The sequence below is a fragment of the Leucobacter sp. Psy1 genome (assembly GCF_020096995.1).
Lineage (GTDB): Bacteria > Actinomycetota > Actinomycetes > Actinomycetales > Microbacteriaceae > Leucobacter.
The window spans coordinates 944,212-963,428 of the sequence record NZ_CP083692.1; the positions used below are offsets into that span (position 1 = coordinate 944,212).

Consider the following 19,217-nt stretch of genomic DNA (forward strand, 5'->3'; position numbering starts at 1 on the left):
GAATCGGGCGATACGGCACTACGCATCAGGGCATTGTGCGCGTCAGGGTGTCTCTGTCTACGAGAACTGCCTGACGGCATCTCGTCGGGTGCTGACGTCGAGCTTGCGGTAAATGGAGCGTTGATGGGTCTTGACCGTGTTGATGGAGACCTCGAGGGCGTCGGCGATCTCCTGCATGGTCTTGTCGGTTCTCATCTCGGCGAAGACGGCCTGTTCGCGCTCCGAAAGATGCTGGAGCGGCCCGCGTGGCGTCTCCGGGGAGAAGCATCGGGTGATGAAGCCCTCGAATTCGGTTCCCCATGTCAGATGCTCGTGCAGCAGGCGTCGCATCGCCATTCCGCCCTGTGCGAAGGGATAAGCTATGTGCTCCTCGGTCGCGAGATCGAGTGCGTGCTCGATGGACTCGTGCGCGCCATCTCGATGGCCCTCGTTCCACAGCAGCAGTGCTTCCCCGGCGCTCGTCGTCGCCTTGAGATATGAGAAGCCCGAGTAATTAGACTGTCTCGCGAGCATCTGGGCGGCAAGATCGTGCTTGCCTGCTCGCGTGGCGATCCCAGCGAGCAGAGCTGTCACGAGCGGGAGATCAGTCGCGTCGGCGTATCGGTCGACAATGCCGAGCGCTCGGCCACGATGACCCGCCGCCTCATGCAAAGCTGCGGTTGCCGCGTGCCGGAACGCGGGCCAGCTGACGCCCTGGCGCATCTTGTTCGGGATTGCCTGCAGCTCTTGGGCGGCTCGACGACAGAGGAGGGGGTCGTGAAGGGCAGCGGCCGTGAACGCGAACATCATCCGAGCAATGCCCGCGAAGGTTGCATGTGCGTTGGCTCCCTGCAGCGCGTGTGAGAAAGACTGTCTCGCGAGCTCGAGATCACCCTGCCAAAACGCCACGTGTCCAGCCGCCGTCGTGGCGGCGGCGTCCGAGCCGGCGTAGCGGACCCATGGTCCTGAGTCTGACTCAGTCGGACGCCCCTGGAGCGTCCGCGTCGCGGACCGGAACTCACCCGACCAGGCCAGCGTGTATGCCAGTTGACTTCTCGCGCGGTCGGCTAGGGGAAAGTTGGAAACCGCCTCGGCTTCGACTACGGCCGCGGAGAGGAACTGAACCGCGAGCGGAGGATCACGCCGGTGCCGAAGGAGGGCATATCCCGCGAGGTACGTGAGCGCCGCACGAGTCGCGCCGGTCATAGACGGCGACTCAATGAGTTGCTTCTGCACCGCTCGAGTCGCATCGACGAGCTCTCCTCGATCATCGGCGAGTTGCACGGATGCTTGCGCGTGCAGCGCTTCGTAGGATGAACGCTCGACAATGCCGTCCGCCCGTGCCTCGGCGCGCGCGAGCAGCATGCGTGCGAAATCGCTGTCACCGAGAATATCTTGCGCGCAGGCGCGCACGAGGAGCACGCGAGGGTCATCGTTGTAGGGGTGAGGTAGCTGGGCGCACCAACGGTACAGAGGTTCTATCTCACGTCCGACAAGGAGTTGCGGCCAGTGCGCGAGCATGGCGGTGACGGCGAGTTCCGGTTCATCCGCATCCAACCAGTACCCCATGGATGAGAGTGGTTGGTCCGCAGAGGTGTATCTTGCTGCTGCGACGAATCCATCGTGGAGTCGGCGAGGGTCGCGCTCTTGAAGTATTGATCGGCACTGCTTTGCGAACAGCTCATGCCAGCGGTACACCGGCCCTCCGCGAGTGTCGTACCGATCGAGGAAGAGGCCCGTGGAGACACAATGCTCCAGCTTCTGGTGTGCCGCGTCGTCCCCGGTGACGGCCTGCGCAAGTCCAGGAGTGATGTCATGGCATACCGAAGTTGTGAGCACGAACTCCTCGAGATCTGCTGGGAGCGTGCCGAGCAGGCGACTGCGTATGTACTCCGTGAAAACCGGGCCGTCGATGCGGCGTCCGAGAGCGATATCCGCGCGGGTGAGCTGTGCCGCACGAACCGCGATCGGCCACCCTCGAGTCTCTTCATGTATGGCGTGCACGTCGGAAGACGTCGATGCTTGCGCGAAGAGTGCTCCGACCTCTTCCTCGGTGAACGCGAGGTCCGCGCTCGTGAGTCGGTGCTCGGGATGGTTCAGCAGGAGTTCGCACAGCCGAAGCTCAACGTCGTCCGAGCCGGCGATGACGATGCGAAGTGGTGGGTGAGCTTCGGCGAGGAGCGCCCCGAGAACGCCGCCCGAGAGAGCGCCCCCCGCCCGGTGCGCATCGTCGATGACCAAGTAGAAGGGTGCATCTGCGCAGCTTGCAGCTTCGAGCAGGAGGTCGAGGAGTGCGGATGGGGGCAGGCGTTCGTCAGCGATCTCGAGAAAGTGGCGCAGGTCATGCTGAGATGACGATCGCGCGAGCTTTTGCAGCGCGTGGAGGATCTCGAGGCCGAGTACCTCCGGCTGAGGAGCGAATGGTCCGATGCCCAGCCAGGCCACTCGGCCAATGTGCCCGCGTGCCCACTCAGTGATTGCCGTGGTCTTCCCGAAGCCGCCAGGAGCGGTGATCAGGAGTGCAGCGCCGCCCGGGGCGATGCGGGCGTCGATCAGGTTGGTGACGCGCGGTCGGAGCAGACTTCCTGACTGCCACTCCGGCACGACATGAGCGAAGCGACGCTGCTCGCGGAACACATTCTTCGGGCTCATGTCGACAGTGTACGCAGGTTCGATACACTGATGTACTGAAATTTTTCGACAGAGCTATCCGATTTCCCCTCGAGATTCGCTCTCGTCTCCCGTGATCCAACGCGCAAGGCGCGAAGTCTCGGAGTCGTCGAGGAGTACCGCTCGCGCGAGGAGGGTCAGGGGAACCGCGAGAATCGCCCCGGTAGGGCCGAGGAGCACCGTCCATACGATGACGGAGAGAAAAGTTAATGTGAGACTGAGGTCGACCGCGTGGCTGACAAACTTCGGTTGTACGAAGGACTGCAGTACCACATTGATGATGGAGTACCCCAGAATGACGGCCAGACCGATGTGCCAGTCTCCCACGAGGAACGCGAGCAGCGCCGGTGGTGCCACGCCGATGACGAAACCGATGCTCGGGATGAAATTCGTAACGAAGGCGAGGAGCGCCCAGACAAGGGGAGACGGTACCGAGAGCACCGCGAGCAGGATCCCGTCCAGTACCGCCACGATCATGCCGAATGTCGTGTTGACCACGATGAAGCGCCGAATAGCCGATGCGCAGCCGGACAACCGTCGCACCGTTGCAATGCGGCGAACGCTGAACTCGCCGAGCACGCGTTCGAACCTGCTGGCATCAAAAGCTAAGAATGTGGCGTAGAGCATGACGAGCACGACAGCGAAGACCGCGCCTGTCAGGGCACCGGCTGAGCGGGAAAGGAATTCGACGAGGGAGGCCGGGTCGAACCAGGTGCGGAGGAGGCCGTCGAAACTTCCACTGAGTCCGGTCGAGGTGAGGAGTGATTGGAGTTGTTCTTGCGCCTCGATCATGTCGGAGCGGTGCGACACGACGATATCGATCATCGCGTCCGTCATCGCTATGACGAGGACGACCCCGGCGGCGACCGCGCCCCAGGCCAGAGTGACCAACGAGAGAGATGAGACCCAGTCTGGCGCGCCGCGGGATCTGAGTCCGCGGCGGACGGGGTACAAGATGATCACGAGCACGAGGGCAAGAACAAAGGGCGCAACTATGCCCCTGGCGAAATAGATACCGGCTGCGGTGGCGAAGAATGCGGCGAGAGACACGAGCCTGGTGGTCAGGCCTGCTCGTCCTGACCTGCTCATGGATACGCGCTTCCGCCGCGTTCTTGCCTGGACGAATCTGATGCGCGCATAACTCCTGTTGTAACGTTGGCGGGTGAGGTCCGTGCCACCGCCCATCTCTTCCGGGTGAGGGGAGCGGATGCCCCGGCGGGGCCGCGCAAGGGGTTGCACGGTGCGGATCCTGTTCGGTGAAATGAGGTCATGAGCACAGACTTGAAGCGAGGCGACCGAGTGAGCTGGAACACGTCGCAGGGCAGAACTCAGGGCAAGGTCGTGGAGAGGAAGACGGGAGACTTCACCCATGACGGGCAGAAGTTCACCGCATCGCGTGAGGAGCCTTCGTATATCGTCGAATCGGAGAAGACAGGATCACGCGCCGCACATCGCGGGTCCGCCTTGCGGAAGCTCAAGTCAGAGTGATCGCCAGTCATGATCAGCATCGAGATGCTCCTCGACGCTCAGACCGAGGCGCGCGTGCGCGCCGACTGGCATCGCCTGGCTGTGGCAGGGCTCTCGAGTCAGGGCGCGAATCCCGCGCCGAGTAATCGCCCGCACGTGACGATGCTCGTTCGCCGGCAACTCCGGGAGTGCGCGTTCCAGGAAGCCGTATCTCAACTGCCGATCGGCATCGAACTCGGCGACCCGATCGTCTTTCGTCGCGGGGACCGCGGGGTGCTCGCCAGACCCGTGCGGATGACGCGTGAATTGCTGTCGTTGCACGAGTCGGTGCACCGCGCAGCCGGAGTCGGCGACGACGCGCCGCATACGGCGCCGCAAGAGTGGGTGCCCCACGTGACTCTCGCCCGACGAGTGCAACTCGCGTCGCTGGAACGGGCGCTGAGTCTCGTGGAGCCGGCGTTCGTGGGTGTCGGCGCCGCACTGCGCCGATGGGATTCGCGGTCGCGCGAGGTGACGCTGCTCTCCTGCCCAGCTTCCCCTGGTTCCGTGTGACAATGAGCCATGAGGTTCGAGACAACGCTGTTTCAGGACGGCAACAACACTGGGGTCGAAGTGCCGGCAGAGGTCGTCGATGCACTCGGCGGTGGGAAGCGGGCGGCCGTATCCGTGACCGTGAACGGCTATCAGTATCCAAGCACGCTGGCGGTGATGGGTGGGCGTCACCTGATCCCGTTCTCATCGGACAAACGAGCGGCGACCGGGCTCGCCGGTGGCGACCCGATCGCGGTCGACCTGGAGCTCGACACGACCCCCCGAACCGTCGAAGTCCCTGAGGATTTGACCGCGGCCCTCGACGCCGCGGGGGTGCGGAGTGCGTTCGATGGGTTAGCGCCGAGCGCACGCAAGGCTCACGTGAATTCGGTCCTGAGTGCCAAAGCGCCAGAGACGCGCGCGCGGCGGATCGCCGCGATCGTCACGAAGCTCGGCTGAACGGTCTCAGCAGTGCGCTCGGTCAGTCTCGAGCATGCCGAAGATGACCGTGTCGGTCCACTCGCCCTTGCTCCACCAGTCCTGACGGAGATGCGCTTCACGGCGCATCCCGACTCGCTCGGCGAGCTTCGCCGATGCAGTGTTCCGCGCGTCCATCTGCGCGGTGACGCGATGCAGGCGCGCCGACTCGAAGGCGAAGCGCAGCACCTCTGAGACGGCTTCGGCGGCGAGACCCCGACCGCCGTGCTGCGGATCGAGTACCCAGCCGATCTCGGCGACCCGACGCTCGCGGTCAGTGAACCAGAGCTGCACATCACCGATGGTCGCATCGTCGAGTTCGATCACGAGTGAGAGCGCGCCGTTGCTTCCCTCCAGATCGTTCCGAGAGAGTCGCTCGTGCACGTTTCGCTCGGCGTCCTCCAGGCTCCACGGTTCTTCGAGCAAGAATTGGGATACGTCGGGGCGTCCGTAGATTCTCTGGAGTGGCCCGACGTCTTCGGTCGCATGCTGGCGGAGACGGAGTCGGTCGGTGACGAGCGGGGGCTGCTGCGGAGTGGATGCGGTCACTCCTCCACGGTAGCGAAGGTGCGTTCGTGGTCAACGTGGTCTGGAAGCTGGTCTCCACGCGGGGAACGGGTCGGTGAATTGCGCCCACGCGGGCGGACCCGCGGCGAGCTCCATGTCCGTGAGTGCGGCGCCGTCCAGTGCAGTGCGTAGCGCCTCGACTCGGAGGTCGAGACCGAAGAACGCGAGATCCTGCCCGGTGGCCGCCATTCGCACCGCCGTCTCCGGGGCCTGCACCGGGGTGACCGGGTCGATCGAGCAGACCTGCCCGACGTGATCCCAGCGGGCGAGCGTCGACGCCCTCGTTGCGATCCGGCAGAAGCCCGCCGACCGGATCACGGTACCGAATTCTCGCGGATCGAGCCGTTCGTCGAGCAGCGTGCGCAGCCGTGCCGGGTGGAAGGGGCGCAGCTGCTGATAATGCAGCGAGCCGACCCTGCGGTCGGTGTGTCTCGGGCGGTGGTGACCTTGCAGGAGGGAGACCCAACCCGCACGGATTCCCGAAGGCAGAATACCGCCTGCGGGGCGCTCGGGATCGCGCATCGGCTCGGTGTCGAGTGCGACGTGGGCCGTCGGGTTGAGCGTGCTGACAAGCGCCACGAGTGCTGTGAGGTTCGGAGTCGCGAGACCCTGCCAGTTCATCAGTGCGACGGTGGATGCGCCCTCGAGTTGGCGAGCGGTGAACATGGCGACGGCCGTGTGTTCGCGAGATACGGCGCCGGGAGGGTCATCTGACGGAATCAGTCTCGTGACGGCGTACGCATCGCTCCGGAGATCGTCGATGAGGTGCGTCGCGTCGGCGACGCACACGATGGAAGTGATGCGACAGGAGTGGTGCTCGCCTGCCGCTGCTGCGATGAAGTCCTCGAGCGGTACCGTGGTCGGGAGCTCGACGATGGCTCCCGAGGCATGGGCCCAGGGGAGCACCGCGATCGCCTCATTGACAGGGTCGGTGCTCATCGCCAACCGTCTCGCCGAGAACAGTGCGCGGCCGGTCGCGGCTGCGAGGCGCACGGCATAGTCAGTGCGTTCGTGGACGCACGTGCCGACGACGACGGTGACCTCGACGTCGGTCATCGGCGCCCGGAGATGTCTCTGGGGTTCGAGACGCGGCCCTCCGCGAGCCGAATCTCGCGATCGGCACCGTCGCTCTCGGAGCGATCGTGGGTGATGCAGACGACAGCGGCACCTCGGGCGACCTCCTCCGAGAGAATGTGCTGCGTTCGCTCAGCGCTGGCCGCGTCCAGACCTGCGGAGGGCTCGTCGAGGAGGAGCACATCGGGCCGCCGCACGATGCCCTGGGCGACGAAGATCCGCTGACGCTGGCCGCCGGAGAGCGTCGCGAGCGGGCGGTCGGCGAGCTCGCTCATGCCGACGCGTTCCAGCGCTCGGGATACGGCGCGCCGGCGATCCGCGCTCGATATTCGGAAGCCTCGCTTCCAGGTGCCGATCGAGACGGTTTCGCGCCCCGTGAGTGGGAGTGTGCGCGGGGCGTCGGGTTGCTGCAGGACGAGCGAGAGATCTCCGCGAAACGCAATCGTGCCGTGCGCGGGGGAGCGGACGCCGGCCACGAGCTCGAGGAGCGTCGACTTACCTGACCCGTTCGCACCGGTGATCGCCGTCAGTTCACCGGGGAAAAGAGTGAACGTGACGCCGCGCAGCACGGGAGTCGCCTCGTACGCGAAGTGCAGGTCGCGCACCTCGACGGCGGGTGAAGGATCAACCATGCAATCGACTATAGCATTTGATAATCGTTATCGATAACGTGTACGTTCTCTGGGTGTGCCAGTATTTCTCGAACCGTTCGCCACCGAATTCTTCACCCGAGCCCTGTTCGGCGGGAGCCTCGTCGCGGTGATCTGCGGCGTCGTGGGCACCTGGGTGGTGATCCGTGGCATGGCGTTTCTTGGCGAGGCCATCGGGCACGGCATGCTGCCCGGTGTCGCCCTCGCCACGATTCTCGGGTTGCCGCTCCTGCTCGGCGCTGCCGTCAGCGCGATCGTGATGAGCGGAGCGATCGGAGTGCTGCAGCGGAGGGGTCGGCTGTCGTATGACACGAGCATCGGACTCCTCTTCGTCGCGATGCTCTCTCTCGGAGTGATCATCGTTTCCCACTCACGCAGCTTCGCAACCGACGCCACGGCGCTGCTCTTCGGCGATATTCTCGCCATCGGCAGCACCGACATCGTCCTCCTCTGCGTGGCGCTCGTCGTCACTCTTGCGGTGACCACGGCCATGCACCGCTCATTCGTCGCGACAGCATTCGATCGGCGACTTTCCCAGGTCCTGGGCCTTCGCCCGCAGCTCGCGCACCTCGCGCTGGTCGGCCTCGTCACCCTCGCGGTCGTCGCATCGTTCCAGGCCGTGGGCACCCTGCTCGTCGTCGGTCTACTCATCGCCCCCGCCGTCGCAGCTCGTGCATGGACGGTCCGGATCCCCACCGCCATGGCGTTGTCCGCGGTGACCGGCGTGCTCGCGGTCACCTCTGGACTTCTCGTGTCGTGGCACGCCGGAACCGCGGCGGGGGCGTCGATCGCGGGATCGGCGATCCTGTTCGCCCTCTGTTCTTCGACGGCCCGAGCACTGTTCGAGCGCACCTTCCGCCGCCCGACCCCCACCATCCCACTCACGAAAGGACCACATGAACCTGTCGAGGTCACTGATCGCGCTCCCGCTGACGGTCATCTGCATCGGACTAGCGGGGTGCTCCACAGCACCCGAGCCGGACGATGATGCCGGAGCCGGCGCGGGCGACGGTCACGGCGAGATCGCTGGCGCTGCCGAAGTGGCGGAGCCGCCGCTCGCTCTCGTCACCGTCGATGCCGAGGGCAACGCCGGAATGCTCGATCTGTTGAACGAGGAGCAGAGCGACCTCGGTGCCATCGGAGCTCCAGAGGCGCTCGCGACCGACGGACGCTACGCGTTCGTCTCGACCGCGGATGGCGTCGAGGTCATCGACTCCGGCCGTTGGACCTGGGACCATGTCGACCACTTCCACTATTACCGTGCGGAGGCCCGCCTCGTCGGCACCGTCGAGGGTGAGGGGCCCGCACGGATCTCTACCGGCATGCTGTCGACCGCCGGGTCCACCGGCCTCTTCTTCGCGGGATCAGGCGAAGCGGTACTCCTCGACAACGCTGCGCTCGCCGAGGGAGAGATCTCCGAGCGATTCCGGATCGAAGTCGATGCCGATCAGGGCGTCGTGGCACCGCTCGGCGACGGCGCCCTGATCGCCGACGGCGACACGCTCGTCTTCCACGATGCCGACGGCGAGGCGACTGAGACTTCTGCTCCGTGCCCCGACGCGAGCGATTCGATCACGACTCGCGTGGCGCTCGCGGTTGGGTGCGGAGACGGGGCGGTGCTCGCGACCGCGACCGACGACGCCGTGGAGCTCGAGCACGTCCCGTTCCCCGACGGGACTGACGTCGAGGCCGGAGCCGTCACCGCGTTCGAAGCGCGGAAAGGACGGCCCACGGTGGCCGGTCTCGCCGCAGAGCGAGGGTTCTGGCTGCTGAGCACGCGAGAGCGGACCTGGTCCCACGTCGACACGGCTCACGAGCTCGAGCGTGTGGTCGCGGTCGACGACGCTGATGACCACGTGGTCGCCCTGGATGCCGAGGGGCGCATCCGAGTACTCGACGCCGAGTCCGGCGAAGAGCTCGCGGCGACCGAACCGCTGGTCGGCGAGGTCACCGAGAACGTCTCGCTGACCGTCGACGATCAACGCGCGTACCTCAACGACCCGAGTGCTGGGGTCGTGTACGAGGTTGACTACGCGGGAGAAGCGCGCGTCGCGCGCACGCTCGAGCCGTCACCGGTCGCCGACTTCGTCGCGGAGGTCGGGCGATGAGGTGGGTCCGCAGTGCAGGGCTCGTCGTCGGACTGGTCGTAGCGGCGGCTGCCACGGGCTGCAGTGCCGCCGGCAGCGACACCCCGCGGATCGTGGTGACGACGAACATCCTCGGCGACGTCGTCGGGGAGATCGCGGGGGAAGAGGCCGAGGTGACGACCCTCATGAAACCGAACGCCGATCCTCACTCGTTCGAGATCTCTGCGCAGGAAGCGTCGCTCATGGAGTCTGCTGACCTCATCGTGTCGAACGGGCTCGGACTGGAGGAGGGGCTGCAGCAGCATCTCGACCGCGCCGTCGCCGCCGGGGCCCCTGCGCTCGCCGCGGGGGATCACATCGCGGTGCTCGATTACACCTCGGAGGATGCGGCGGGCACGCCCGATCCGCACTTCTGGACCGATCCCGAGCGCATGGTGGACGTCGTGGATGCCGTGGAGGAGGAGATCGCCGCCATCCCGGGTGTTGACGAGGAGGTCGTCGGGGCGAACGCGGACGCGTATCGCGCCGAACTCGAGCTGCTCGACGCGGAGATGGTGGAGGCGTTCTCTGCGATCCCCGAAAACCGACGCGCCCTCGTCACCAATCACCACGTGTTCGGCTATCTGGCCGACCGCTTCGGGTTCCGCGTCGTCGGGGCCGTGATCCCCGGCGGCACGACGCTTGCTGCCCCGAGCGCCGCGGACCTCCGTGACCTCGCCTCGGCGATCGAGGAGGCCGACGTGCCGACGATCTTCGCGGAGTCCTCGCAGCCCGACCGTCTCGTGCAGGTGCTTGCGAGCGAGGCCGGCGTCGAAGTCGATGTCGCGGAGCTGTTCACCGAGTCCCTCACCGAACCAGGCGAGGGGGCCGACACCTACCTGACCATGATGCGCACCAACACGGAGCGCATCGCCGACGGGCTCAGCAGTTGAGCACCACCTGAAAGGAACACGATGAAACGTACGACACGAGTCACCGCTGCGGGCGCCGCAATCGCAGCGACGGCGTTGCTCGCGACGGCCTGCGCCGCGGGCGGCGGGAACGATGGAGGGAGCGACGACGACGGGGCGAACGCCGAAGGGCGGATCGCTGTGGCCTACGAGGGCGGGATATCCGTGCTCGACCCCGAGACGCTGGAGGTGGTGGACGAGCTCGAAACCGAGGAGTTCACCCGCCTCAACGCGTTCGGCGACGGTCGCACGGTTGCCGTGACCACGTCTGCCGGCTTCCAGATGCTCGATACCGCCGAGCCCACGCTCACGGATGTCGTTTTCGATGCGTCGGCAGCCGGTCACGTCGTGACCCACCACGGCAAGACGGTTCTCTACGATGACGGCACCGGGAAGACGACGATCCTCGACACCGACGTCTTCGCGGACGGCTACGGTGAGACACCGGAGGGGGAGAGCTACACTGCCGATGCGCCCCACCACGGCGTCTCGATCGTGCTCGAGGACGGTACCCTGCTCACGACGGTCGGCGACGAGAATTCGCGCTCCGGTGCCGCGGCGCTCCACGAGCACGGCGACCACTGGGACACCGAGGCATCGAACGACACCTGCCCAGGCATCCACGGCGAAGGCACGGCAGCGGACGAGGCCGTGATCTTCGGCTGTGAGGACGGCGCCCTGCTCTACCAGGCGGGTGAGTTCACGAAGTTCGACGCTCCCGACGACTACGGCCGCATGGGCAACGCGTTCGTTTCCGACACGAGCCCGATCGTTGTCGGAGACTACAAGAACGACCCCGATGCTGAGGGGTACCTGCTGAATGCGGTGACGCTCATCGACACGGCAGCCCACACGTATGAGGTCGTTGACCTGCCCGATGGCGTCGAGTACACGTTCCGCGACGTCGCGCGCGGCCCGGACGACCTCGCATACATCCTCTCCACCGACGGGCAGATCCACGTGCTCGACCCCGAGTCCGGCGAGGTGACGGACGCGTTCCCCGTTGTCGACGCCTGGGAGGGGCCGGCCGACTGGCAGGACCCCCACCCCGCCATCAAGGTGGACGGCGACATCGCCTACGTCACCGAGCCGGCGAAGAACTCCGTGCACAAGGTCGATCTGACGACCGGCGAGGTGCTCCAGTCGGTCGAACTCGACCAGACGCCGAACGAGATGGCGGTCGCGCTGGGGTAGTCCTCACGTTGGCGGGGCGGAACGACTCATCGAGGCTTCCGCCCCGCTTCCGCGTGCGAAGATGCCACGAAGTCTCCGTTCGCGGGGAGCGGTGAGCGCCGCCCATCCTGCGGAGACGCGACGGCGCTGCGTGAGGGCGTACCGAACTCAGGGGAGGCTGTGGTGCGCGGTGAACGGTTTCGCCGTCGTGCACGGCGAGGGCCGTGCTGTGAGCAGGGGCAAGGATCGGCCGGCCGAAGCCGGGGAACCGCTTCGGCGGCGGCACCAGGATCGCCGGACTGTTCTGGGCGAGCCAGCGGCCGGTGAAGGGGTAGTTCAGGTCGGCTGAAGTGCCCGCGGTGTCACCCTTCCATTGTGAATCGAGCAACCGTCGATGCGGGTTCGTGGCGCTGCTGCTCCTCTGGGGGGCATTCTCTGGCGCCGAGCGATCAAAGGGGTCGTTGTTCGAGCTGCTGAGTGCGCGGAGCGAATCCGCATCCGGCTGTCCGCAAATGTATTTGACAACTCAAGATGGCATATGCCAATGTTCTCGATAGCACGTAAATGTGGCATACATTTCGAGATCGAGGACCGATATGCGGCTATTTCCGGACCCTACTCCCGTAATTCCGGTTGCGGGTCTTGCGCTGATCACCGCGGTGGCAGTGATCCTGTCGGGGTCCGGGGCGGCTCCAGCAGTGGCCGAGCCGGCCGATGCGGTCGCGTCAGAAGCTGTGGAGACGATGCCGGTCGAGGCGGAGTCGGCTCGGCTCGTCGTGGACAACGTCACCTCTGGGGCACCGATCCCGTTCTCGATGCCGGGGGACACCGGCATTGCGACCCCGGCCACCACGGGTGCTCCGATTGTTGCCCCGACGGCTCGTCAGGACGGGGAAGTCGCAATCGGGCTTCCCGGTGACGCCGCAATCGGTGAGCGTGTACACGGCGGTGCGGTTCGCTACTCGGATCCGGATCTCGCGACCGAGTTCACCATCCAGAGCGCCGATGTTCCCGGAGTGCCCGAGATCGCCGGTGGGGTGCGGACGCTTATCTCAGTGCTCGACGAAAGCGCTCCAGGGCAGTATGCGTTCGACGTGGGCTTGCCCGCAGGAGTTCACCTGGAGGCCCAGCCCGACGGGTCGGTGTCAGCCGTCGATCAGGCCGGCGGTCTGCACGGTACCTTCGCCCCGCCGTGGGCTGTCGACGCGAACGGCACACCGATCTCGACGCGCTATGAGGTGCGCTGCGACACTCTCGTGCAGCACATCTCGCACGAGGGTGCGACCTACCCCGTGATCGCAGATCCGGTGTGGTTCGTGCCGGTACTCGTGATCGGTGCCCGTGTCGCGGCGCAGGTGGTAGTGAAGGCGGCGACGAAGCGTGCCGCACAGCAACTGGCGAAGAAAGCGGCGGTGCAACAAGGGTGGGCGAGATCCGTCACGAAGGTGAAAAAAGTCAGCTCGCCGTCCCAGGCTCGGGGGCGGAGCCACACCCAGAGCAACCTCCGCCATAACCTGAAGGTGCGAACCCATAAGAATCCGAAAGGATGTCAGGCGCACCACACGATGCCGGTGAAGTTCGCATCTCAGTTCGCGAGAGTGCGTGGCTTGAATATCAATGATCCGAAGTACGCGTTGTGGTGGAATTCGACCAAGGGGCTGCGAAACAACCATCAGTCGCTTGCGCGGCTCTACAACTCGGATTGGGACAGATTCTTCAAGCAGTTCTCACCTCGTCGTCCACCGACGAAACAGCAGATACTTGCGAAACGATCGCAGCTGGTCAAGAAATATGCGGCGTTCTATCGTTGCTAGACAACCGAGGGGGTGGAACAACGTGGGTGAGCGTATTGGCATTCGGGGCAAATGGGCTCAGCGGGATCTCTGGGCTGCCATGGAATGGGAGGGGCAAGGCACTACTGACGGGGACGTTCTTCCTGACGGAACAGACCCCAGTGGAGTGGTTGCGACTTACGGTCCCGAGGCTGTGCCGTTTCCGATCTGGTATCGGCAGTCGCAATACTCTCGGAATCAACGTCAGGGTGACATCCTGTGGGCGTGCGGTCTCGCCAACAAGCTCGTTTCTCGGCGGTTCGCTGATCGAGTGTTCGAGTTGGGAGTGACCGGATGCCGCACCTATGAGGTTGAACTTTATGATCGCCGCATGCGTCCCATCGAAGGCTATGTGGGCTTCGTTGAGGATCCCTCTGGTGAGGGAGAGCTCGCAATGGAGGCACGCGACTGGCCCACCACCTCTATGGTGTGTTCTCGTCGGGTGCTTGACGGACTTCTCGAGGTGGGCATCGATCAATTCGAGATCGACTACAGCCTGGAACCTCTCTTCTGAATCATCGACAGCGAACTGAGTTCGCGGAAGCCGTGCTTTCGAAGGGACCGTGGAGCACGATCCGAGGAGTCGCTAACCCCGCGACGCCCGCTTCAGTCTGCGGTACGCGAAGATCGTCATGGTGATGACCACGATCCAAGCGATCACGACGACGGCGCCCATGGCCACCGACGGGGAGGCCACGAAAGCGCCGACGGCGACGAGCGACACCTGGCCGGGCACGGTCGACAGTCCGCTGCCCACGAGGAAGTCGCGCTGGGAGATTCCGAACGCCCCGCTTCCGTAGTTCACTGGCCAGTAGGGGAGGCCAGGCATGAGGCGGAGCAGGTAGACCGACTCCACTCCGGCGTGTGTGAGACGTTCTTCCACGGTTCGAGCGTGACGCCCGAGGAGCTTCGTCACGGTCTGCTTTCCGAGAGCGCGGGCAAGCCAGTAGGCGACCCAGCTGCCGACCAGCGCGCCGATGACGGACAGAATGGCGCCTTCGACGACGCCGAAGAGCACGCCACCGGTGACCGCCATGATGGTCACTGGAATCGGAGTGACCGCGACGACTGCATAGAGCAGAGTAAATGCGATCCAGGCGGCGCCGCCCCAGCCGTCGAGCAGCTGCTGCAGCTCGGCGAGCGAGGGCAGACGCACGTGGAAGGCGAGCCACAGCATCGCGAGCAGAACGATGCCCAGCAGCACATTGCGCAGCAACGCACCCCAGTCCGTGCTGTGGTCGGAAGTGTTGCTCACTGCCCCATTCTAGGAGCTGTCGACCGAGGCCTTGACCCCGACGCGACGTCATGGTTTGCACTGGAACCATGACGCGCATCGTGCTCCCGTACCTGATCTCATTCGCCACATCGCTCCTCGGCAACTCGGTTACCGCGATCGCGCTGCCGTTGCTCGTGCTCTTCACGACCGGCAGCCCGCTCGGGGCGGGTGTCGTCGCGATCGCCGCGGCAGTGCCCGCCGCACTGGCGGGGATCCTGATGGGGTCGCTCGTCGATCGCATCAACCGTCGGACGGCGGCCATCCTCTCCGACGTGATCTCCGCCGTCGCGCTCCTGATCCTGCCCGTCGTCGACCTCACCGTCGGTCTCGATCTGGGGTGGTTCGTGGCGGTCGCGATCATCGGATCGTTCGGTGACGTTCCCGGCATCACCGCACGGGAGGCGATGCTGCCCGCGATCGCGACCGCATCGGGTGTCGACCCCGCGCGGCTCATCGGGATCCGCGAGGCGCTCTCAGGGGTCATGCTGCTCATCGGGCCGGCCGTTGCCGGCGTGCTCGTCGCGACCCTCGAGCCGGTCACGGTGCTCTGGGTCACCGCGGGCACTGCAGCGCTTGCCGCGGGCGTCACCCTCCTGGTTCCGCGGTCGGCAACGACGCAGGTGCGTGCGGTCGAAGCAGGCTCGAGTGTTGGCGCGCGGCATTTCAGTCCGAAGTCCCTGCTCTACGGAGTCCGGCAGTTGTTCCACACCCCGGTGCTGAGATCCTTGGTGATGCTCGCGACCGTGCTCGCCGTGGTGCTCGCCGCCACTCAGGGCATCGTGATCCCCGTGCACTTCGCCTTTCAGGGCGAACCCGGATACGTCGGGTTCGTGCTCAGTTCCCTCGCCGCCGGACTCCTGGTCGGTGGCGGCACGTTTGCGATCTTCGGACCGCGCGTGAGGAGGCGGACGTGGTTCGCGGCTGGCCTCGTGCTGCTCGGGCTCGGTTTCATCGGGATCAGCATGCTCGGGCCGGTGTGGTCGGTGTTCGCCGCCGCCGCGCTCGCGGGCCTCGGTGGCGGGTGCCTGAACGCCGTGGTCGGTCTCGCGTTCGTCGAGCAGGTCGCCGAAACGGAGCGCGGGCGACTGCTCGGCGCTCAGAACGCGATCATCACCCTGGCGCCCGCGCTGGGTATCGGCGGAGCCGCCACGATCATCGAGTTCGGCACGACTCAGCTCGCCGCAGGGCTGCTCGCCGGGATCTGGATCCTGGCGGCCGTCATCGCGCTCATCGTGCCGAGCCTCCGTCGCATCGGCGAGAATGGGTGCTGATGCGCATCGGAGAGCTCGCGGACCTGGCCGGCGTCACCGTCAGGACCATCCGCCACTACCACCAGCTCGGGGTCCTCCCCGAGGCCGAGAGGCTGGCGAACGGATACCGCGATTACTCCGTCGACCACCTCGTCATGCTGATCCGGATCCGCCAGCTCGTACGTGCCGGCTTCTCGGTGACCCAGGCGGGGAAGCTCCTCGCTGCTGCTCCAGACGACGCAGCCGACACCGCGCTCGACGCGGTGGACGCGGCGCTGCGGCAGCAGATCGCCGAGCTGCAAGAGCAGCGGCGCCGGCTCTCGGTCTTTCGGTCGGCACCTCACCCGGGTCTCTCGAAGCTCGCTGCTGCGCTGGTGACCTCGCCGCAGGATATCCCGCTCTCCACGATCTTCGCTCAGCTCTATGCGGATGAAGAGCAGGGGGACCGCCTCGCCGAGGTGCTGCAGGGGCCCGAGGTCAAGCGATCGATCGAGCGGACGCAGCGCGATTTTGCAGCCGTCGACGATGCGACGCCGGACGAGGTGCTCGAGACCCTCGCTACGGAGCTGGAGCGGCTTTCGGGTGTGCTCAACGCCGATCTCCCCGATATCGGGCCGGAACGCGGGAGACTGCTCATGGGGCTTGCCGAACGAGGCCTGAACGACCGACAGCGTCAGTTCCTGCGCCGGATCTCGTTCGAACGGTAGCCTGGCCGGCATGGAGCAGCAGCACACACCCCACGCCATCGTGACCGGAGCCACCAGCGGGATCGGCCGGGCCGTGACCGACCTGTTGGTCGAGCACGGGTGGACCGTGACAGCCGTCGGTCGTGACGAGGATCGCCTCGCCGCCGTCGCGGCCGCACCGCAGGTGACCCCGGTCGCGTTCGACCTGGAGACCGGCGAACCGGCCGAAATTGTGCCCGACCAGGTCGACGCCGTCGTGCACGCCGCGGGACTCCTGCCGACCGCGTCGATCGAAGAGGTCACCGATGAGGAGTGGGATCGGGTCTTCGCAGTGAACGTCACTGCGGCGATGCGCATCGCACGCGCGACACTGCCGGCGCTGCGCGCTTCGCGCGGCACGATCGTGTTCCTCAACTCGGGCGCCGGAGTGTTCAGCCGGCCGAAGAACACCGTCTACGCTGCCACGAAGCACGCGCTGCACGGTCTGGCCAACGGGCTGCGCGCCGACGTCGAGCACGACGGGGTGCGCGTCACCTCGATCTACCCGGGCCCGACCGACACTCCGATGCTCTCCAACGAGGACCGCACTCCGCTCGTGCGGCCGGAGACCGTGGCGCGCGCCGTCGTCGATGCGATCCTCGCGAGCGAAGACACGCAGCTCACCGATATCTACGTGCGGCCCCGGGCTGAGCTGAGCTGAGTCGATTCGGATCGTGGGGCAATCAGCGTCGTCGGACGATCAGCGCCGTCGGAGTGCGGCGTCGAGGAGCGCTGGCGGGGTGTCGTTCTTCTCGTCCGGAGCGAGATCGATGCCGGGAACGACGACCTCATCGATGGCGTTCAGGAGGTCGGGTGTCAGCGTCGTGTCCGCCGCCGCGAGTTGCGTTTCGAGGTGCTGCAGCGTGCGGGGACCGATGAGGGCAGCGGTCACGGCGCGGTGTGCGGTGACGAATCCCAAGGCGAGCTGGATGAGGGTGAGGCCCGCGTCGGCGGCGATGACGGAGAGTCGTTCAACCGCATCGAGTTTCGCACGATTCGCGGGAATCGACAGATCGAATCTGGTCCGCATGAATCCGGACCGGTGCGTGGTGACCTCGCGATCTGCGCGCACGGCACCGGAGAGCCAGCCCGAGGCGAGCGGGCTCCAGGCGAGGACGCCGAGTCCGTAGGTCTCGGTCACGGGCAGGACATCTCGCTCGATTCCGCGCTGCAGGATCGAGTAGTTCGCCTGTTCTGTGGTGTACCGCCGGAGCTGGTGGTCACGAGCCGCCCATTGGGCTTCGACGATGCGGTATGCCGGGAACGTTGAGCTGCCGAACGCGAGAATCTTGCCCGAACTCTGCAGGTCGGTGAGCGCGGCGAGCGTTTCCTCGTCGCTCGTGCGCGGATCCCAGCGGTGCACCTGGAATAGGTCGATCCGGTCAGTGCGAAGCCGGCGCAGACTGTCTTCGACGGCAGTGACGAGCCAGCGTCGGGAGCTGCCACTGCGTCGACGGTCGTCACCCATCGGGAGACCGGCCTTGGTGGCGAGTACGACGTCATCCCTTCTGCCGACGAGTGCCGCACCGAGCAGCTCCTCGGACTCGCCTGCGCTGTAGACGTCGGCGGTGTCGACGAGTGTCACGCCCGCGTCGAGCGCGGTGCCGACGATCGTCGCGACGTCGTCTGCGCCGGTGCGCCCGATCGCGCCGAAGTTCATCGCTCCGAGTGCGAGGGCGCTGATCTGCATTCCAGTGTGGCCGAGTGTGCGGTACTGCATGAGGTGTCCTTTCGTAGTGCGAGTTCCGCGCTGATCTGCCAGAATCGAAGCGGAACAATGTTCCGAATAGACAATACGGAACACCGTTCCGTTTAGCAAGGTGTGGCACGGGAGGTTTGATGTCAGACGGAATGGCTCGCGCGCCACGAGCGGATGCGCAGCGCAATCAGCGGGCGCTTCTCGCCGCCGCTGCCGAGGTGTTCGTCTCCTCAGGAGTCGACGCGCCCGTCCGAGAGATCGCTCGGCAGGCGGGGGTGGGCGTCGCGACGATCTATCGCCACTTTCCGAGTCGATCCGAACTCATCGTTGCGGTGTATCGGCATCAGATCGACTTCTGTGCCGCGGCGGGACCCGAGCTCTTGGGTGCTCGGGAGTCGCCGCACGCGGCGCTCGCCGAGTGGATTGATCTCTTCGTCGATTTTTTGGTCACGAAGCATGGTCTCGCCGGGGCGCTCCACAGTGACGAAGGGGCATTCTCCGGGTTGCACGGGGAATTCATTGATCGACTCGTCCCTGTTTGCGCGGACCTGCTTCGGGCGGCGCGCGAGGCGGGGGAGGTGCGCGCCGACATCGGGGCGTATGCACTGATGCGCGGTGTGGGAAACCTCTGCATCGGGGGTGAGGGTGGGGGCGACTACCAGCCCCGTCGTCTCGTTCGACTGCTCATTCAAGGGTTGCAGTGCGCTGATTCCGACTGACCCTCGTCGAGTGTCAGCCACGCGAGCTATCCGTCGTCTGACAATCCTCTTCCGCTGGTGTCTGTTGTCTGATAGGTTCTCTCCAGGTGTC

At 65.8% G+C, this 19,217-nt stretch carries 20 protein-coding genes; 13 read left to right on the forward strand and 7 right to left on the reverse strand.

Translation table 11 applies throughout. The features are described from left to right. Positions 1–57: 57 nt before the first annotated feature. Entirely contained in the window at positions 58–2,631 is a 2,574-nt protein-coding gene (locus K8P10_RS04385; RefSeq protein WP_224780585.1) for a LuxR C-terminal-related transcriptional regulator, read from the reverse strand. 54 nt (positions 2,632–2,685) lie between these two features. Beyond that, entirely contained in the window at positions 2,686–3,738 is a 1,053-nt protein-coding gene (locus K8P10_RS04390; RefSeq protein WP_224780586.1) for an AI-2E family transporter, read from the reverse strand. Positions 3,739–3,918: 180 nt separating this feature from the next. Between K8P10_RS04390 and K8P10_RS04395 the strand changes: the two genes are divergently transcribed. From K8P10_RS04395 to K8P10_RS04405, 3 genes are read left to right on the forward strand one after another with little or no spacing between them, the layout of a single operon-like run. Next, positions 3,919–4,137: a DUF2945 domain-containing protein gene (locus K8P10_RS04395; RefSeq protein WP_224780587.1), complete on the forward strand. Its 219-nt coding sequence runs from the start codon at positions 3,919–3,921 to the stop codon at positions 4,135–4,137. A gap of 9 nt (positions 4,138–4,146) precedes the next feature. Further along, positions 4,147–4,668 carry a 2'-5' RNA ligase family protein gene (locus K8P10_RS04400; protein WP_224780588.1) on the forward strand — a complete coding sequence of 174 codons (522 nt, stop codon included), beginning with the start codon at positions 4,147–4,149 and terminating at the stop codon, positions 4,666–4,668. A 9-nt stretch (positions 4,669–4,677) separates the two neighbouring features. Beyond that, positions 4,678–5,106: a YdeI/OmpD-associated family protein gene (locus K8P10_RS04405; RefSeq protein ID WP_224780589.1), complete on the forward strand. Its 429-nt coding sequence runs from the start codon at positions 4,678–4,680 to the stop codon at positions 5,104–5,106. Positions 5,107–5,112: 6 nt separating this feature from the next. Here K8P10_RS04405 and K8P10_RS04410 read toward each other — a convergent pair whose 3' ends face one another. From K8P10_RS04410 to K8P10_RS04420, 3 genes are read right to left on the reverse strand one after another with little or no spacing between them, the layout of a single operon-like run. Further along, positions 5,113–5,673, reverse strand: coding sequence for a GNAT family N-acetyltransferase (locus K8P10_RS04410; protein ID WP_224780590.1), 561 nt, complete (start codon positions 5,671–5,673; stop codon positions 5,113–5,115). 30 nt (positions 5,674–5,703) lie between these two features. Beyond that, positions 5,704–6,747, reverse strand: a complete 1,044-nt coding sequence (locus tag K8P10_RS04415) for a GTP-binding protein (protein WP_224780591.1) — start codon at positions 6,745–6,747, stop codon at positions 5,704–5,706. Further along, positions 6,744–7,397 (reverse strand): metal ABC transporter ATP-binding protein, encoded by a 654-nt coding sequence (locus tag K8P10_RS04420; RefSeq protein ID WP_224780592.1) that lies wholly within the window; start codon positions 7,395–7,397, stop codon positions 6,744–6,746. Before K8P10_RS04420 ends, K8P10_RS04415 begins: the two co-directional genes overlap by 4 nt. Positions 7,398–7,452: 55 nt before the next feature. On the opposite strand from K8P10_RS04420, the gene aztB reads away from it, so the two are divergent. From aztB to K8P10_RS04450, 6 genes are all read left to right on the forward strand, one after another. Further along, complete coding sequence (gene aztB / locus K8P10_RS04425; RefSeq protein ID WP_224780593.1) at positions 7,453–8,403, forward strand: zinc ABC transporter permease AztB; 951 nt, start codon at positions 7,453–7,455, stop codon at positions 8,401–8,403. Continuing rightward, entirely contained in the window at positions 8,312–9,523 is a 1,212-nt protein-coding gene (locus K8P10_RS04430; protein ID WP_224780594.1) for an ABC transporter, read from the forward strand. The genes aztB and K8P10_RS04430 overlap by 92 nt, the downstream gene beginning before the upstream one ends. Continuing rightward, a complete protein-coding gene (gene aztC / locus K8P10_RS04435) occupies positions 9,520–10,434 on the forward strand; it encodes a zinc ABC transporter substrate-binding protein AztC (RefSeq protein WP_224780595.1) in 915 nt (304 codons plus the stop codon). Before K8P10_RS04430 ends, aztC begins: the two co-directional genes overlap by 4 nt. A gap of 21 nt (positions 10,435–10,455) precedes the next feature. Further along, positions 10,456–11,646 (forward strand): zinc metallochaperone AztD, encoded by a 1,191-nt coding sequence (aztD, locus tag K8P10_RS04440; RefSeq protein WP_224780596.1) that lies wholly within the window; start codon positions 10,456–10,458, stop codon positions 11,644–11,646. Positions 11,647–12,401: 755 nt separating this feature from the next. Then, positions 12,402–13,439, forward strand: a complete 1,038-nt coding sequence (locus tag K8P10_RS04445; RefSeq protein WP_224780597.1) for a hypothetical protein — start codon at positions 12,402–12,404, stop codon at positions 13,437–13,439. 22 nt (positions 13,440–13,461) lie between these two features. Beyond that, a complete protein-coding gene (locus K8P10_RS04450) occupies positions 13,462–13,971 on the forward strand; it encodes a hypothetical protein (RefSeq protein WP_224780598.1) in 510 nt (169 codons plus the stop codon). A gap of 72 nt (positions 13,972–14,043) precedes the next feature. Here the strand turns inward: K8P10_RS04450 and K8P10_RS04455 are convergent, their stop codons facing one another. Beyond that, positions 14,044–14,712 (reverse strand): TVP38/TMEM64 family protein, encoded by a 669-nt coding sequence (locus K8P10_RS04455; RefSeq protein ID WP_224780599.1) that lies wholly within the window; start codon positions 14,710–14,712, stop codon positions 14,044–14,046. A 68-nt stretch (positions 14,713–14,780) separates the two neighbouring features. Between K8P10_RS04455 and K8P10_RS04460 the strand changes: the two genes are divergently transcribed. From K8P10_RS04460 to K8P10_RS04470, 3 genes are read left to right on the forward strand one after another with little or no spacing between them, the layout of a single operon-like run. Next, entirely contained in the window at positions 14,781–16,004 is a 1,224-nt protein-coding gene (locus tag K8P10_RS04460) for an MFS transporter (RefSeq protein WP_224780600.1), read from the forward strand. Next, positions 16,004–16,690, forward strand: a complete 687-nt coding sequence (locus K8P10_RS04465) for a MerR family transcriptional regulator (RefSeq protein ID WP_224780601.1) — start codon at positions 16,004–16,006, stop codon at positions 16,688–16,690. Before K8P10_RS04460 ends, K8P10_RS04465 begins: the two co-directional genes overlap by 1 nt. A 10-nt stretch (positions 16,691–16,700) precedes the next feature. After that, the gene (locus K8P10_RS04470) at positions 16,701–17,369 is read left to right on the forward strand and encodes an SDR family oxidoreductase (RefSeq protein WP_224780602.1); all 669 of its coding nucleotides are present in this window, start codon (positions 16,701–16,703) and stop codon (positions 17,367–17,369) included. A 39-nt stretch (positions 17,370–17,408) separates the two neighbouring features. Here K8P10_RS04470 and K8P10_RS04475 read toward each other — a convergent pair whose 3' ends face one another. Continuing rightward, complete coding sequence (locus K8P10_RS04475) at positions 17,409–18,428, reverse strand: aldo/keto reductase (protein ID WP_224780603.1); 1,020 nt, start codon at positions 18,426–18,428, stop codon at positions 17,409–17,411. A 119-nt stretch (positions 18,429–18,547) separates the two neighbouring features. Between K8P10_RS04475 and K8P10_RS04480 the strand changes: the two genes are divergently transcribed. Further along, positions 18,548–19,126, forward strand: coding sequence for a TetR/AcrR family transcriptional regulator (locus K8P10_RS04480; protein WP_224780604.1), 579 nt, complete (start codon positions 18,548–18,550; stop codon positions 19,124–19,126). Positions 19,127–19,217 lie beyond the last annotated feature (91 nt).